Genomic DNA, 14,663 nt, shown 5'->3' on the forward strand with positions numbered 1-14,663 from the left:
CAGGAATGACGGCCAGCGGCCGTCAGCACCCTCAGTCCTTCGTCACGCGGTTGATCTCAGCCAGGCTGGTCACGCCCTTGCCAGCCTTGATCAACGCGGACTGGCGCAGGTCATTCACGCCGATCGCCTGGGCGGCATCGGCAATCTGCAGCGCGTTGCCGCCAGCCAGGATGATCGTCGAGATCTCGTCGGTCATCGGCATCACCTGATACAGGCCGGTACGGCCCTTGTAGCCTTCGGTGCACTCATCACAGCCGACGGCTTCATACAGTTCGATGCCCGCATCCAGCTGTGCCTGGGTGAAACCCTCGGCCAGCAAGGCATGCGCCGGCAGGTCGGTGCGGCGCTTGCAGTTGTTGCACAGGCGACGCGCCAAGCGCTGGGCGATCACCAGCGTGACCGAACTGGTGATGTTGTACGGCGCGATGCCCATGTTCATCAGGCGTGCGATGGTCTGCGGCGCGTCATTGGTATGCAGCGTGGACAGCACCATGTGACCGGTCTGCGCCGCCTTGATCGCAATCTCGGCGGTTTCCAGGTCGCGGATTTCGCCGACCATGATGATGTCCGGATCCTGGCGCAGGAACGAACGCAGCGCGGCGGCAAACGTCATGCCGCGCTTGTTGTTCTGCTGCACCTGGTTCACGCCGGGCAGGCGGATTTCCACCGGATCTTCGGCCGTGGAGATATTGCGCGTTTCATCGTTCAGGATGCCCAGCGCGGTGTACAGCGACACGGTCTTGCCCGAGCCGGTCGGTCCCGTCACCAGCACCATGCCGTACGGCTTGTGGATGGCGTCCAGGAACAGTTTCTGCTGATCGGCCTCATAGCCCAGCTTGTCGATACCCAGCTTGGCCGCACTGCCGTCCAGGATACGCAGCACCACCTTTTCACCGAACAACGTGGGCAGGGTGCTGACGCGGAAGTCGATCTGCTTGGTCTTGCTCAGGTTGAGCTTGATGCGCCCATCCTGCGGCACGCGCTTTTCGGCGATATCCAGCTGCGCCATGACTTTCAGGCGCGCCGCGATGCGCTGGTTCAACTTGACCGGCGCACGGGCCACCATCTTCAGCAGGCCATCGATGCGCAGGCGCACCCGATAGTCATCTTCGTAGGGCTCGAAATGGATATCCGATGCGCCCTTGCGGATTGCATCCACCAGCACCTTGTTGACGAACTTCACCACCGGGGTGTCGTCGCCCTTGGCGTCGATGCCCGAATCGGTCGCTGCCATGTCGTCGTCGGTGCCGATCTCGAGGTTCGCCATGCCCTCGTCGTCGTCGCCCATGGACGAGGTCATCGAATCGTGGCTGGTCTGCCACTGCTCCAGCGCCCGGCGGATCTGGTCGTCGTCCACCAGGATCGACTCCACCACCAGGTTGGTGTGGAACTTGATTTCGTCCAGCGAATGGGTGGGGTTGCTGGTGCCCACGTACAGCTTGCCGCCCCGCTTGAACAGCGGCAGCACGTGATGCTTGCGCAGCAGTTCCTCGCTGACCAGGCTGATCGCGCTTTGGTTGGCGTCGAACACGCTGACATCGAACAGCGGCATGCCGAACTCGAGCGCGTTGGCCGCGGCGAGCTGCGAGGCGGTGACGACCTTGTTCTGGGCGAACCATTGCGGCAGCGGCAACCGCGCAGCGGTCGCCTTGGCCATCGCATCGCGGGCGCCGGCTTCATCCAACGCACCGTCCTGCACCAGACGGCGCGCGATGCCGGTGATACCGACGAGGTTAGCGGTGGCAACTGCGTTCATGCGGCTCCTCACTCCAGACCACCCGGCGCATCCCGCCCCGCATGGCCCTGCATTGTTGGTCCGCTGCCGGCTCCCCCTGCAGCCGTTACATCTTACCTGAGTCAGCCACGTTGCCCTGCACTGCCTCCAGCGGATCACCGGCGGGGCCGTCCGGTAGCGCCGACCCACGGTCGGCGAGCGCAACGCGCGGCCTGCGTCACGCACCGCATTCCCAGACAGAACCCACCGAGCACGGCTCGGCGCTACCGGATTGCCGATCACCCGGTAGCGCCGACCCATGGTCGGCGAGCGCAACGCGCGGCCTGCGTCAGGCACCACAATCCCGGACAGAGTCCACCGAGCACGGCTCGGCGTTACCGGATTGCCGATCACCCGGTAGCGCCGACCCATGGTCGGCGAGCGCGAAGCGCGGCCTGCGTCAGGCACCGCATTCCCGGACAGAATCCGCCGAGCACGGCTCGGCGCTACCGGATTGGCGATCGCCCGGTAGCGCCGACCCATGGTCGGCGAGCGCGAAGCGCGGCCTCCGTCAGGCACCACAATGCCGGACAGAACCCGCCGAGCACGGCTCGGCGCTACCGGATTGCCGATCACCCGGTAGCGCCGACCCATGGTCGGCGAGCGCGAAGCGCGGCCTGGGTCAGGCACCGCATTCCCGTACAGAACCCGCCGAGCACGGCTCGGCGCTACCGGATTGCCGATCGCCCGGTAGCGCCGACCCATGGTCGGCGGGCGCGAAGCGCGGCCTGCGTCAGGCACCGCATTCCCGGACAGAATCCGCCGAGCACGGCTCGGGCCTACCGGTCCTGTTTCCCCAGCGCGGCCATGTAGGTCAGCAACCGCAGCCGGCCACTGGCACGCGCATCCGGCCCCAGCGCATCCCAATAGCGATCCGACAGCGCCCGCGCTAATCGCGTGTCACCACTCGCCCACGCAGCGTGCTGCAGCGCGCCGAACAGGTAATACCCTGACCGCGCATCCGCCAGCAGCCCCGCGCTATGCGGCCCTTCCAGCAACCGCTGCCCGGTCGCCAGCACCTGTGCATGGTCATTAGACGCGGCAGCCGACACCAAGGCCAGCGCATCAATCACCGTCGGATCGCGCAGCGGGCAAGGCCGCCACGTCGGCCTCACCCACAGCGCTTCGCGTTCTTCGGGTGAAAGAAACGGCACGGTCTCCCCCGCCAGGAAGAACACCAGCCCGGCCGTCTCCAGCGGCGTAACCTCCAGCTCGCACCGAGCGCCCAGTGTGCGCAGCGTATCCGCCAACGCATGGTCGCCGCCGCCAGGCAGGTCCGCGCCATGCTGCAGGCGCTGGGACAACAGCTGCGCGGTGGTGCGACGCTGCAGCACCTGCAGATTCAACTGGCTGCCATCCGCGCGGGGCAGTCGCGGCTCCGGCCCACCCCAGTCGCGGGTCAGCGGCCAGGGCGCGGTCATGATGGATTCCACGTCACCGACATACCCCTGCTGGAAGCGGGCCACTGGCGCGCGCAGGGTCAGAATTGGGTGGTAATCGGAATGACGCGGCGACGGATACAAAGCCGGATACGCACGCAGCGCAGCATCTCCCATGGCGAAGGTGTCGCGCAGGTCATTCAGCCCATGCACGCCCACGCGCGCCAGCTCCGCACGCAGCGCCGGCTGGTCGAAGATTCCCGCGTTGAGCTCCGGCAGCCGGCCTTTCGGCGTGGCCACGATGATCAGGTCTGAATCGTTGGCCAGATACGCACGAACATCGCTGAAATGATCCACCAGCCCATCCAGTACGGACGACACCAGCTCCGGCGTGATCTCGTACAACTGCAGCCACTGCACGAACAGCCCACCCTCGTTGAGCTGCCTTGGCACAAACGCATAGAACTCATCGCTGAACAACGACGCCGTGCCGCCCACCCACGGATTGGAGGGCTCGGAGATGATCAGGTCGTACCGCTGCCCACTGCCCGCGAAGTGCGCCTTGGCATCGTCGATGACGATATGCGAGCGTGGATCGGTATAGGCGCGCGACACACGATCACCGAACAGGCGCGCGCCCTCCACCATCGCCGGTTCGATCTCCACCGTGTCCACACGCCCCACGCGCGGATCGCCCAGCAGCGTGTGCGTGGTAAGGCCGGATCCAAAGCCGATCACCCCCACCCGATCAACGCCATGGCCCAGCGCCAAAGGCAACGCCCCCAGCAGCACCATTGTGGACTCATCGCCGCTGGGCTCCTGGTCCAGGGCGACCGTCATGCCCGCATCCACCTTGCCATTGGTGGCAATGGAACGCACCGGACCGGCGCCGCGATCGGTCTCAAATACAGACACGGTGGCGGTCTGGCCATCCTTGAAGAACAGCATCTTCGCGCTGTCATGCAGGCGTGCACCCCCGTGGCGATACACCGACGAACTGAGTACCAGCGGATCGAAGCGCACCAGACTGACAGCCACGACGACACCGGCAAGACCCAACGCGACGGCAATGAACGCACCCGTCCGGGAGCCTGTGCGAGGAGCCACTTTTTCACGGCTCGCGATTGGCCACAGCAGCCACACCCCCAAACCTATGTCTGCCACCGCCGCGACCAGCAGTGCGTACTTCAACCCCAGCATCGGCATCAGGACATGTACGGCGGCCAGCACACCGACGATCGCACCCAGCGTATTGAACGCATACACCTGCCCGATCACCTTTTCACCGCGCCCGTCGCGCAGCAGCGCCAGAGTCAGTAGCGGCAGGGTCATGCCTGCGAAGAACGCCGCCGGGAACATCACCGCCACCGCGATTACCGCACTGGCCACGCTATACAGACCGTAGCCATCCGCACTGCGCACAATCACCCGCATCAGCCAGCCGACCCACTCGAAGGCCTGCGCATAGACGAACATCGACGCCAACGCGGCAAGGCCCATCAGCACCTGCACCCAGCCCGCCACGCGTAGGGGAGAGGCCATGCGGTCGGCGCGGTGGCGCAGCCACAGCCCACCAAAGGCGATGCCGGCGATGAAAGCCGCCAGCATCAGTTCGAACGAATGCAACGTGGTGCCCAGAGCGAGCGACAGCATGCGCACCCAGGTTATTTCGTAGACGAACGAGGTTGCTCCGGTCAGCAGCGCGATGCTGAGCACGGCCAGCACCGGCGCGCTCCGGGTGGTAGCGCGCCCGCTCTCTTCGCCGGTTCGCGGGGGTGATGCGGGGTCGTCGGCCTTCGCGTTGACTGCGTAACCTGTTCCGCCCCGCGCCAGTGGATAGATCAGCGCGGCCACGACGATATTCAGCGCCCCGGCCACCATCACCGCACCCGGCAAGCCCAACGCAGGCAGCAGGAGATACGTGGATGCCAGTGCGCCACACGCCGCGCCGATGCTGTTCGCGAAATAAAGGCCCGCCAACACTTCGCCTTGCGCCTGCGGCTGCGCACGCAGGTAACCCGCGCTCATCAAAGGGAACGTTGCGCCGAGCAGGATGCATTGCGGCAATACCAATATCGTCGCCAGCAGCCAACGCAAGGCGGTGGCTCCCTGCCCTTGCAGCCCCGGCAACAGGTACGTGTATGCCACGCCGGTGATGCCCTGGAACGTCCAGTCGAATACGAGACCGAGGATGCCGATCAGCAGCTCGATGGCGGCGTAGGCCAGCAGGGGGTAACGCCACCCGGTGCTGCGCCGGCTGGCCCACCATGCGCCCAAGGCCATGCCGCCCATGAAGAGCATGAGGACGAGGGATTGGGCGTGGGACGAGTGGCCGAGGAACAGGCCGAGGTACTGACTCCAGATGGACTGGTAGATCAGGCCGGCGAAGCCGGAGAGGATGAAGATGGGGAGGAGATAGATGCTGAGCTGGCGTACAGCGACGGGCATTCGGCTCATGCTCCACATAGAGAGAGGTAGAAGTCTACCAAGCCATTAAAATGACTCCGCCTCGACTCTCAGCGGGGTCCGTCGCGCCTGTTGGAGCAAGCAACATAACGAGAACGGGCCTCACCCGCGACACTCAGACGGTACGTAGCGCTCCAAGCCCTCCTCAAGGCGACACTTCCAACGGATGAGATTATCTGCGGTGACCTCGGGCGTCAGCGAGAGCGTCACTGAACCAGCAACTTTGGACGTCTTTACTGTGAGAACTCCGTCGCTATTGCACTCGATGGATGTCACATTGACTGTTGCACTACCAGAGGAACCAACATTGTTGCAGGCACGCGGGTCAAGTGCAGCACTTGTACCAATGTTCTCAGCAACTGTGACTTTGTGCGCACCAATGCTCGTTAATGCCTCTATTACACGAGCCCTCACAAGGTAGTTCTGGTATGCCGGAACAGCGATGCCTGCAAGTATGGCGATGATCGCCACCACGACCATCATCTCGATCAACGAAAAACCCTTGCTCATGACCTCTCCCCCTATCAGGTCAGATCCGCCGATATCAGCGTTAAAAAAAAACCCCTCTCGATAACGAAAGGGGTTTCGGTCAGTAGCAGGCTTGAGAACCGAGGTTCGCGCCTCCTACATCCCCAACTGCATTAGGTCGCAGCAGCAGTACGGCACTCAGCCGGGACATACTTGTCGCTAGTTGCAGCAGAGACCTTGCATTCCCACGTGATCACGTCGCCCGGAACGGTGCCAGCAGCGAGCGCTGCACCGGCGCTCTTCGGGGTCAGGGTCAGGACAACGTCCTTAGCCTTCGGGTTCATCGTGATGGTGATCGCACCAGTCGCCTTGGCAACGGCGATCGACTTCACATTCGTCGTTGCGTTGGCGAACGAGTAACCCTGACCCAAGTCAGAGGAACCGTTGCTAGCGTTCTCAGCAACAACGGTCTTGGCAGCAGATGCGAGCGTCAGACCTTCCGACACACGAGCACGGACGGTGTAATCCTGATACGCCGGCAGCGCAATTGCAGCCAGGATTGCAATGATTGCTACGACGATCATCAGTTCGATGAGCGTAAAACCTTTCTGGTTCTTCATTTTATACATCCCCAAGAGTTGAGTAATTGAACAACAGGCACCGCAGCCGGAGCCAGTGGTTCCACCGATTCAGTGGACCGCGGCACCTCGCAGAGAGATCTAAGCAGGTTGCGTGCCAACTTCCCCAGCACGCCGCCGCCGATCCCGTAGCAATGATGGCAGCATTTCGCCATCTGCGGAAACTGGGTTCCCTTCAGTGCGACATCGTCATCAATGTGACGTATTGCGTCACATTTGGACCATCCGAGATATCCCGGACGTATGGGGGCCCCGGTACACTGCCCAGACGGCTGTGAATCCGCTAGCATCGCGGGATAGATGCCTACTGGGGATGGTAGGCCGGGGAGCCCAAGATGTCAGCAAGTCGCAGTGCGATGAAGAAAGAACCCGTGGCGCGCAGCACCATGGAAATGGCGCCGTTTGTCTGGGAGGGGACCGACAAGCGCGGCGTGAAGATGAAGGGCGAACAGTTGGCGAAAAACGCTAATCTGTTGAAGGCCGAGCTGCGGCGCCAGGGAATTACGCCTAAGGTTGTCAAGCCCAAGTCCAAGCCATTGTTCGGGCAAGCGGGTAAGCCGGTTACTCCGAAGGACATCGCGTTCTTCAGTCGGCAGATGGCGACGATGATGAAGTCGGGCGTGCCGATCGTGTCTTCATTGGAGATCATTGGCGGGGGACACAAGAACCCGCGCATGAAGAAGATGGTTGACACCATCCGTACGGATATCGAAGGCGGGTCTTCGCTCCACGAGGCAATCAGCAGACATCCCGTCCAGTTCGATGAGCTTTATCGCAACTTGGTCCGTGCCGGCGAAGGCGCGGGCGTTCTCGAGACCGTTCTGGACACGGTTGCGAACTACAAGGAAAACATTGAAGCGCTTAAAGGCAAGATTAAGAAAGCGCTTTTTTATCCAGCCATGGTGATCGCCGTTGCGTTGATCGTCTCGGCGATTCTGCTCATCTTCGTGGTCCCGCAGTTTGAGGATGTTTTTGCAGGCTTTGGCGCCGAGCTACCTGCGTTTACGCAGATGATCGTGAATCTCTCACGTTTCATGGTGTCGTGGTGGTGGTTGATCGCAATCGCACTTGGCGGTTCGATCGTAGGGTTCGTGATGGCCTATAAGCGCTCGCCTAAGATGCAGCATGCGATGGATCGATTCATTCTGCGTGTGCCGGTGGTTGGCCAGATCATGCACAACAGCTCGATCGCCCGCTTCGCCCGCACCACCGCCGTCACCTTCAAAGCCGGTGTCCCGCTGGTCGAAGCCCTCGGCATCGTCGCAGGCGCAACCGGCAACAAGGTGTACGAAGAAGGCGTGCTGCGCATGCGTGACGACGTGTCGGTCGGCTACCCCGTCAACATGGCGATGAAGCAGATCAACCTGTTCCCGCACATGGTGGTGCAGATGACCGCCATCGGCGAAGAGGCCGGCGCCTTGGACACCATGCTGTTCAAGGTGGCGGAGTACTTCGAGCAAGAGGTCAACAACGCCGTCGATGCGCTCAGCAGTCTGCTGGAACCGATGATCATGGTCTTCATTGGCGTGGTCGTTGGCGGTATGGTGATCGGCATGTACTTGCCCATCTTCAAACTCGGCGCGGTGGTTGGATAACACATGGCATTTCTAGACCAGCATCCTGGCCTCGGCTTTCCCGCCGCGGCCGGCCTGGGGTTGTTGCTCGGCAGCTTCCTCAACGTCGTCATCCTGCGCCTGCCCAAGCGGCTGGAGTGGCAGTGGAAGCGTGACGCGCACGAGGTGCTGGAGCAGGAGGACATCTACGAGCCGCCGCCGCCTGGCATCGTGGTGGAGCCGTCCCACTGCCCGCATTGCAAGCATAAGCTGGCCTGGTACGAGAACATCCCGCTGTTCAGCTGGCTGATCCAGCGTGGGAAGTGTCGTCATTGCCACGCCCCGATCTCCATCCAGTATCCGCTGGTCGAGCTGCTGACCGCCGTACTGGTGCTGGCCAGCGTGTGGCAGTTCGGCTTCGGCTGGCAGGGCTTCGGCGCCATCGTACTGTCGTGTTTCCTGGTGGCGCTGTCCGGCATCGACGTGCGAACGCAGCTGCTGCCGGATCAGCTCACCCTGCCCTTGATGTGGCTGGGGCTGATCGGCGCGGTCGATAACCTGTACATGCCGGCCAAGCCTGCCCTGCTGGGTGCGCTGGTGGGCTATCTGTCACTGTGGTCGGTCTGGTGGATCTTCAAACAGCTGACCGGCAAGGAAGGCATGGGCCACGGCGACTTCAAGCTGCTGGCCGCGCTGGGCGCCTGGGTAGGCCTGAAGGGCATCCTCCCGATCATCCTGCTGTCGTCGGTGGTGGGCGCGATCATCGGCTCCATCCTGCTGTACAGCCAAGGCCGCGACCGCGCGACGCCGATCCCGTTCGGCCCCTATCTGGCCATCGCCGGCTGGTTGGTCTTCATGTGGGGCGAGCCGCTGATCAATGCCTACCTGAGTTACGCGAACCTGCGATGAGCCGGTTCGTGGTCGGCCTGACCGGGGGCATCGCCTCCGGTAAAAGCGAAGTGACCCGCCGCTTTGAAGCGCTTGGCGTCACCGTGGCCGACGCCGATGTGGCTGCCCGTGCAGTGGTGTCCCAAGGCAGCCCGGCGCTGGCGATGATCGCCGAACGCTTCGGGCCGGACATGCTGCAGGCCGATGGCACGCTGGACCGCAGCCGACTACGTGCTCATGTGTTTGCCGCCGTGGCCGAGCGTAAAGCGCTGGAAGCGATCACCCACCCGGCCATTCGCCAAATGCTGCACGACCAGTGCGCGCAGGCGGAAAGCCCCTACGCCATTGCCGCCATCCCCTTGCTTACCGAAGCTGGCGGCCGCGATGCTTATGCGTGGCTGGATCGGATACTGGTGGTGGACGCGCCGGAAGCCCTTCAACTTGCCCGGCTGATGCAGCGAGATGGCAGCGACGCGGTGCTGGCGCAGCAGATGATTGACGCGCAGGCCAGCCGCGCGCAGCGGCTCGCCCTGGCGGACGATGTGGTGCCCAACGATGGCCACCCGGATGCATTGCAGGCGCAGGTCGAGCGGTTGCATGCGATCTACCTGCAACTTGCGACCGCCGCGGCCTGATTCCTGGTAGCGCCGAGCCACGCTCGGCAAGCGCAGCGGCGCGGCACGTTCACGCCCCCCGCTTGCCAGCCCTGTGGTCAAGTCGACCCGCGGGCCTCCCGCGCAAACCACAGCTTTCCTGATGTACGCGCGTGGCAGTTCTGCCCACGATGACCGGGCTGGAACGAGCAGTTCCGGCCGGGATTGGCGTCCCGTTGCTCTTAGCTGGATAACTCTGTTGTGGCCCGTTCCGGGCACGGCGGAGAATGCACTGCCCTGCCGTTCTGCGGCGGGCGGTGCGTGGGGATTCCCATATCCGCCGGTTATTCCAGTTGAGGCCCGGTACGCCAACCCGCACCGTCCGCCACCTCGCCGCTGGGCAGGTGGCTTTACGACTCTGCGAGGGCTTTCATGGCAGCATTCTCTCCCCCTGGTGCACGGCTGCACGCCCTGATCGGCGATGCGGTGTTGGACATCCCCTTCCATCTGGTTGAACGGCTGGACGCGGCGTTGGCTGAGGGCGGAATGCCCGAGCCAAAGCCTGCGCTGATCGACTTCCTCGATTCAATGCAGCGCGGTGATGCCGGCGATGGCGAGCCGTGGGGAGAGGCCGGAGTGCCGGTCGATCGCTGCGCCGAACTTGCGCGCGTGAGCAGGAATCTGGCTGCACTGAGTGCAGTGATGCGCCTGCTGCATGCCGTGCACCGGACACGGCAGCAGGATGATGGCCGGTCGTCGCTGGATGCGCGCGTCGAACAGGGCCTGCTGTTAGCTGGTAGGGAGTTGGCAGACTCGGCGGTGGCTGTACTGGACGCTGGGCGATGAAGCGCGTTGCGGGCCGAGCAGTGGGCACCATCCGGGTAGCGCCGAGCCGTGCTCGGCGAGCGCAGCGGCACGCATTGACGGCCAGCGGCCGTCACTACCCTCGTTGCCGTCAGCCCAGCAGCTTGGGGGCGAAGGTCAACGTGGCCACGACACCCCGGTCGCCGCCGGGGCGGACACTGACCTGCCAGCCGTAGAGGTCGCACAGGCGGCTGACGATCGACAGGCCGATGCCGCCGCCCTGCGAGTGACCGGCGTGGGTGCCGCGGTAACCGCGCTGGAACAGCTTGGCGGCGTCTTCTTCGCTCAGGCCGGGCCCACTGTCGGCCACCGATACGGCGTTGTTGCCCACGTTGACCCGCACTTCGCCGTCCTGCGAATACTTCACCGCGTTGCCGATCAGGTTGCCCAACGCCACCGACAATGCCGATTCCGGTGCATCCACGATCAGGTCGCGGTCACCTTCCAAGGTCAGGGTGATGGGCTTCCCGCCCAGCTGAGCACGGTGCGATTCGAGCAACTGTTCGGCCACCCGCGCCACGTTGCTGGTGCCCTGCCCGCGCTCATTGCGCGATAGCAGCAGCAATGCGCCGATCAGATCGCTGCACTGTTGTTCGGCACGCTGGATGCGCTGCAGGCGCTGCAATACTTTCTCATCCAGCCCGGGCCGGGTCAGCAGCAGCTCGGTGGCACCGCGGATCACCGCCAGCGGCGTGCGCAGCTCATGGCTGACGTCGGCATTGAACTCGCGGTCGCGCTGCACCACCTCGGTCAGCCGCGACGAATAATCGTCCAGCGCCTGTGCCAGCTGCCCCACTTCGTCGTCAGGAAAACGCGGTGCCAGCGGTTCGGGGTCACTGGTGCCGCCGCGATACGCACGCAGCCGCTTGGCCAGGTCCGATACGGGCTTCATCACCTTGGAAGCGGACCACCAGCCGAGCACCAAGGACAGCAGGCTGAAGACCAGCACGGAGATCCACAGCGCGCGTTTCAGCTGCGCCTCACCCCGCGTGGCCTCGGTCATATCGTAGGCAAGGAAGAACCAGGCGTCATCGGCTTTGCGCACAGCCAGCTTGTAGGCGTACGGCTTGCCATCCTCGTCCAGACCACTGACGTTGTGGTTGCCATTGGGCAAGCCAGCCCACTCGGGCCGCTCTTCGCGGACGCGGTCGAACTTGTCGCGTGGGTACAAGAACGCCCGGATCTGCTGCACGGGCAGGTCCGGATTGCGGCTGCGATCGGAGTAGTAGCGCTTGGCGTACTCGTCGATGTTCCGGTTCATCACGTCTTCGACGAGCTGGTTTTCCACGCGCGCGCGCGCCCAGTTCGTGGCGAACGCAAACAGCGTGGTCAGGCAGAAGCCCAACAGCACGAAGGAGACGATGATGCGGCTGCGCAGCCGACGACGGTAAGGTCCGCGCCGGCGACGCCCCCTGCGTACGGGGTCTTCAGGCATCCGGTGCAGCGATCCGGTAGCCGATGCCATGACGGGTCTGGATCATCGGAACTTCAAAAGGCTTGTCCACCACGGCGCGCAGGCCATGGATGTGCACGCGCAAGGAGTCCGAATCTGGAAGTTCTTCGCCCCAGACGCGGGTTTCCAGCTCCTGGCGGGTGACGACGGCCGGCGAGGCTTCCATCAGCGCCTGCAGGATCTTCAGCGCGGTCGGGTTGAGCTGCAGCAGCTTGCTTTGGCGACGTACTTCCAAGGTGTCGAGGTTGTATTCCAGATCGCCCGTTTCCAGCACGCGGGTCTGCACACCCTTGCCGCGGCGGGACAGCGCGTTCAACCGCACTTCCACTTCCTGCAGCGCGAACGGCTTGATCAGGTAATCGTCCGCACCGGAATCAAAGCCGGCCAGCTTGTTGTCCAGCGAATCACGGGCGGTCAGCATCAGCACTGGAGTCTGCTTGCGGGCTTCGTTGCGCAGCTTGCGGCAGACTTCAATGCCGTCCATGCCGGGAAGGTTCAGATCCAGCACGATGGCGTCGAACTCGTGTACGACGGCCAGGTGCAGGCCCGTCACACCGTCGGCGGCGAAGTCGACCGTGTGCCCGCGGTCCTCGAGGTAGTCGCCGAGGTTGGCGGCAATATCACTGTTGTCTTCGATGACGAGAATTCGCACTGGGACCTCTGGTTCGTGGTGGGATGCCTGCCTTGGCGCGGTCGCAACCTGGAAGGTTACGACCCGGGCCTGTTGGCGGCTGACGCCAACCATACAGCCCCGGGCATTAACATTTCACACGAAGGGGCGCGCAGGGCGCGTCAACGTCAGAGGTTCACGTCTTTCGGGCTGGGGCGCGTCAGGGTGCTCATGTCCTTGCGGGCACGCTCGGTCGCCTCGCGCCGCTGCGCAACCGTCAGGCAAAGGCGTTCGGGGCGGTTGGTGCCGGTGGCGCGCTCGCGGCGGCAGACCATGCGGCTGTCGGCATGGGCGCGGCCGAGGATGGTGTTGACCACCGCTTCGTCATTGAGCACTTCCGTGCGTGCCTGCGGATTGAGTTGCTCCACGGTGTCGTTGTCGCCAAGGCGGACGCGGATGCGGTTGATGGCGGCGCTGACCTTGCTCTTTTCATCCAAGGTGATTTCGCTGTACCGCTCGCTGTGGAGCGCGCGTTCGACCGCGCTGAGCTGCTCCTTGGCCGGCACGTTCAGGTCCAGCTGGACGGGGGTGGCGTCGTTCTGCTTCGGGGATTCCGCGTATGCAGCGGTGCTGCAGGCCATGCCCAGCGCAGCCATCAAGACCGCCTTCTGCCACGATTTCATACCCGTCACCTCCATGAATGAAAAGAGACTGTACGAGGCATGTGACGACGGAATCAAGGGCGCACTGGCCCTTACTGCACGTCAGATAAAAAAAAAGCCCGGGCGAACACGCCCGGGCCTTAAAATTTCATATCCCGATACCGATCCTGCTGATGAGGCAGAGCTGCGGTAGGAAGGAGATTACGACACGCGCAATTAAAGGGTCGTTAAACGGAACCCTGCGCTTTCGGAATCGCAGGAAGTCTTTTTATTTCAACGAGTTATATAAGCGGCCTGCAGGCGGGCGCTTGTGGGGGGCTTTCCGCCGAGCGTGGCTCGGCGCTACCGGACTGACGGCATCGACGGCGCTAGCGGCTGACGATCTTTTCGACGTGGGCGATGATGCGACCTGCGATGTCAACGTTGCAGGCGCCTTCCACGCCCTCCAGGCCGGGGGTGGAGTTCACTTCCAGCACCAGCGGCCCGCGTGCGGAGCGGATCAGATCCACGCCGGCCACGCTCAGGCCCAGCGCCTTGGCCGATCGCACCGCCATCTGCGCCTCCGCCCGGCTGGCCTTGGCCGGATGCGCGCTGCCGCCGGCATGCAGGTTGGAACGGAAATCACCCTCTGGTGCCTGCCGCTGCATGGCGGCCACGACGTGATCGCCCACCACCAGGCAGCGCAGGTCGGCCCCTTGGGCCTCGCCGATGAACTCCTGCATCAGGAAGTTGGCATACAGGCCGCGCAAGGCCTCGACGATGCCGCGCGAGGCGCTGGCCTTTTCGGTCAGGATCACCCCCCGCCCCTGGGTGCCCTCGTTGAGCTTCACCACATGCGGCGGCGGGCCGAGCATGGACAGCAGGTCCACGGTGTCATCCGGGTTGTCGCCGAACACCGTCACCGGCATGTCGATGCCCTTGGCAGCCAGCAGCTGGTGCGCACGCAGCTTGTCGCGCGAGCGCAGGATCGCATCGGACGGATTAGGGGTGCGGGCGCCCATCAGCTCGAACTGGCGCAGCACGGCCGTACCGTAGCGGGTGACCGAGGCACCGATCCGCGGGATGACCGCATCCACCCCGGTCATCGGCTTCCCCTTGTAATGCATGGTGAAGCCGTCGGCGGCGATCCGCATGTAGCAGCGCAGCGGATCAAGCACGCGTACGGTGTGGCCGCGGCTGCGACCGGCCTCTACCAGGCGCCGGGTGGAATACAGCTTGCTGTTGCGCGAAAGGATGGCGAGTTTCATCGGAGCCGGGCCGTGCAGAAGCGCGCAGCATAGCGTGTGCGCGGTGACGATGCCCGGCGGTCGAGCAC

The 14,663-nt window shown here is 63.9% G+C and carries 12 protein-coding genes; 4 read left to right on the forward strand and 8 right to left on the reverse strand.

Annotation, left to right across the window (positions count from 1 at the left end; genetic code table 11):
* Positions 1-31 precede the first annotated feature (31 nt).
* The 4 genes from pilB to IFT65_RS11340 all read right to left on the reverse strand — a co-directional run bounded on the left by pilB (position 32) and on the right by IFT65_RS11340 (position 6,707).
* Entirely contained in the window at positions 32-1,756 is a 1,725-nt protein-coding gene (gene pilB, locus IFT65_RS11325; protein WP_192081509.1) for a type IV-A pilus assembly ATPase PilB, read from the reverse strand.
* 797 nt (positions 1,757-2,553) lie between these two features.
* Positions 2,554-5,610, reverse strand: coding sequence for a fused MFS/spermidine synthase (locus IFT65_RS11330; RefSeq protein ID WP_192081510.1), 3,057 nt, complete (start codon positions 5,608-5,610; stop codon positions 2,554-2,556).
* 111 nt (positions 5,611-5,721) lie between these two features.
* Positions 5,722-6,129, reverse strand: coding sequence for a pilin (locus IFT65_RS18875; protein WP_192081511.1), 408 nt, complete (start codon positions 6,127-6,129; stop codon positions 5,722-5,724).
* Positions 6,130-6,260: 131 nt separating this feature from the next.
* Complete coding sequence (locus tag IFT65_RS11340; protein ID WP_192081512.1) at positions 6,261-6,707, reverse strand: pilin; 447 nt, start codon at positions 6,705-6,707, stop codon at positions 6,261-6,263.
* 353 nt (positions 6,708-7,060) lie between these two features.
* Here IFT65_RS11340 and IFT65_RS11345 point away from each other — a divergent pair, with 353 nt between their 5' ends.
* The 4 genes from IFT65_RS11345 to IFT65_RS11360 all read left to right on the forward strand — a co-directional run bounded on the left by IFT65_RS11345 (position 7,061) and on the right by IFT65_RS11360 (position 10,605).
* Complete coding sequence (locus tag IFT65_RS11345) at positions 7,061-8,320, forward strand: type II secretion system F family protein (RefSeq protein WP_192081513.1); 1,260 nt, start codon at positions 7,061-7,063, stop codon at positions 8,318-8,320.
* Positions 8,321-8,323: 3 nt separating this feature from the next.
* Complete coding sequence (locus IFT65_RS11350) at positions 8,324-9,187, forward strand: A24 family peptidase (RefSeq protein ID WP_192081514.1); 864 nt, start codon at positions 8,324-8,326, stop codon at positions 9,185-9,187.
* Positions 9,184-9,801, forward strand: coding sequence for a dephospho-CoA kinase (coaE, locus tag IFT65_RS11355; protein WP_192081515.1), 618 nt, complete (start codon positions 9,184-9,186; stop codon positions 9,799-9,801). The genes IFT65_RS11350 and coaE overlap by 4 nt, the downstream gene beginning before the upstream one ends.
* Positions 9,802-10,191: 390 nt before the next feature.
* Entirely contained in the window at positions 10,192-10,605 is a 414-nt protein-coding gene (locus IFT65_RS11360) for a hypothetical protein (protein ID WP_192081516.1), read from the forward strand.
* A gap of 109 nt (positions 10,606-10,714) precedes the next feature.
* On the opposite strand, the gene IFT65_RS11365 is transcribed toward IFT65_RS11360, so the two are convergent.
* From IFT65_RS11365 to rimK, 4 genes are all read right to left on the reverse strand, one after another.
* Positions 10,715-12,058: a HAMP domain-containing sensor histidine kinase gene (locus tag IFT65_RS11365; protein WP_192081517.1), complete on the reverse strand. Its 1,344-nt coding sequence runs from the start codon at positions 12,056-12,058 to the stop codon at positions 10,715-10,717.
* Positions 12,051-12,728: a response regulator transcription factor gene (locus IFT65_RS11370; protein WP_188326358.1), complete on the reverse strand. Its 678-nt coding sequence runs from the start codon at positions 12,726-12,728 to the stop codon at positions 12,051-12,053. Before IFT65_RS11370 ends, IFT65_RS11365 begins: the two co-directional genes overlap by 8 nt.
* Positions 12,729-12,874: 146 nt before the next feature.
* Positions 12,875-13,369, reverse strand: a complete 495-nt coding sequence (locus IFT65_RS11375) for a hypothetical protein (protein ID WP_192081518.1) — start codon at positions 13,367-13,369, stop codon at positions 12,875-12,877.
* A gap of 347 nt (positions 13,370-13,716) precedes the next feature.
* A complete protein-coding gene (rimK, locus tag IFT65_RS11380) occupies positions 13,717-14,595 on the reverse strand; it encodes a 30S ribosomal protein S6--L-glutamate ligase (RefSeq protein WP_192081519.1) in 879 nt (292 codons plus the stop codon).
* Positions 14,596-14,663 lie beyond the last annotated feature (68 nt).

Source organism: Stenotrophomonas sp. CFBP 13725 (assembly GCF_014841935.1).
Classification (GTDB): Bacteria; Pseudomonadota; Gammaproteobacteria; order Xanthomonadales; family Xanthomonadaceae; genus Stenotrophomonas.

Bases quoted from the DNA above. Each gene is read 5' to 3' on its own strand.
- pilB (WP_192081509.1), bottom strand. From the start codon at position 1,756: ATGAACGCAGTTGCCACCGCTAACCTCGTCGGTATCACCGGCATCGCG.
- IFT65_RS11330 (WP_192081510.1), bottom strand. From the start codon at position 5,610: ATGAGCCGAATGCCCGTCGCTGTACGCCAGCTCAGCATCTATCTCCTC.
- IFT65_RS18875 (WP_192081511.1), bottom strand. From the start codon at position 6,129: ATGAGCAAGGGTTTTTCGTTGATCGAGATGATGGTCGTGGTGGCGATC.
- IFT65_RS11340 (WP_192081512.1), bottom strand. From the start codon at position 6,707: ATGAAGAACCAGAAAGGTTTTACGCTCATCGAACTGATGATCGTCGTA.
- IFT65_RS11345 (WP_192081513.1), top strand. From the start codon at position 7,061: ATGTCAGCAAGTCGCAGTGCGATGAAGAAAGAACCCGTGGCGCGCAGC.
- IFT65_RS11350 (WP_192081514.1), top strand. From the start codon at position 8,324: ATGGCATTTCTAGACCAGCATCCTGGCCTCGGCTTTCCCGCCGCGGCC.
- coaE (WP_192081515.1), top strand. From the start codon at position 9,184: ATGAGCCGGTTCGTGGTCGGCCTGACCGGGGGCATCGCCTCCGGTAAA.
- IFT65_RS11360 (WP_192081516.1), top strand. From the start codon at position 10,192: ATGGCAGCATTCTCTCCCCCTGGTGCACGGCTGCACGCCCTGATCGGC.
- IFT65_RS11365 (WP_192081517.1), bottom strand. From the start codon at position 12,058: ATGCCTGAAGACCCCGTACGCAGGGGGCGTCGCCGGCGCGGACCTTAC.
- IFT65_RS11375 (WP_192081518.1), bottom strand. From the start codon at position 13,369: ATGAAATCGTGGCAGAAGGCGGTCTTGATGGCTGCGCTGGGCATGGCC.
- rimK (WP_192081519.1), bottom strand. From the start codon at position 14,595: ATGAAACTCGCCATCCTTTCGCGCAACAGCAAGCTGTATTCCACCCGG.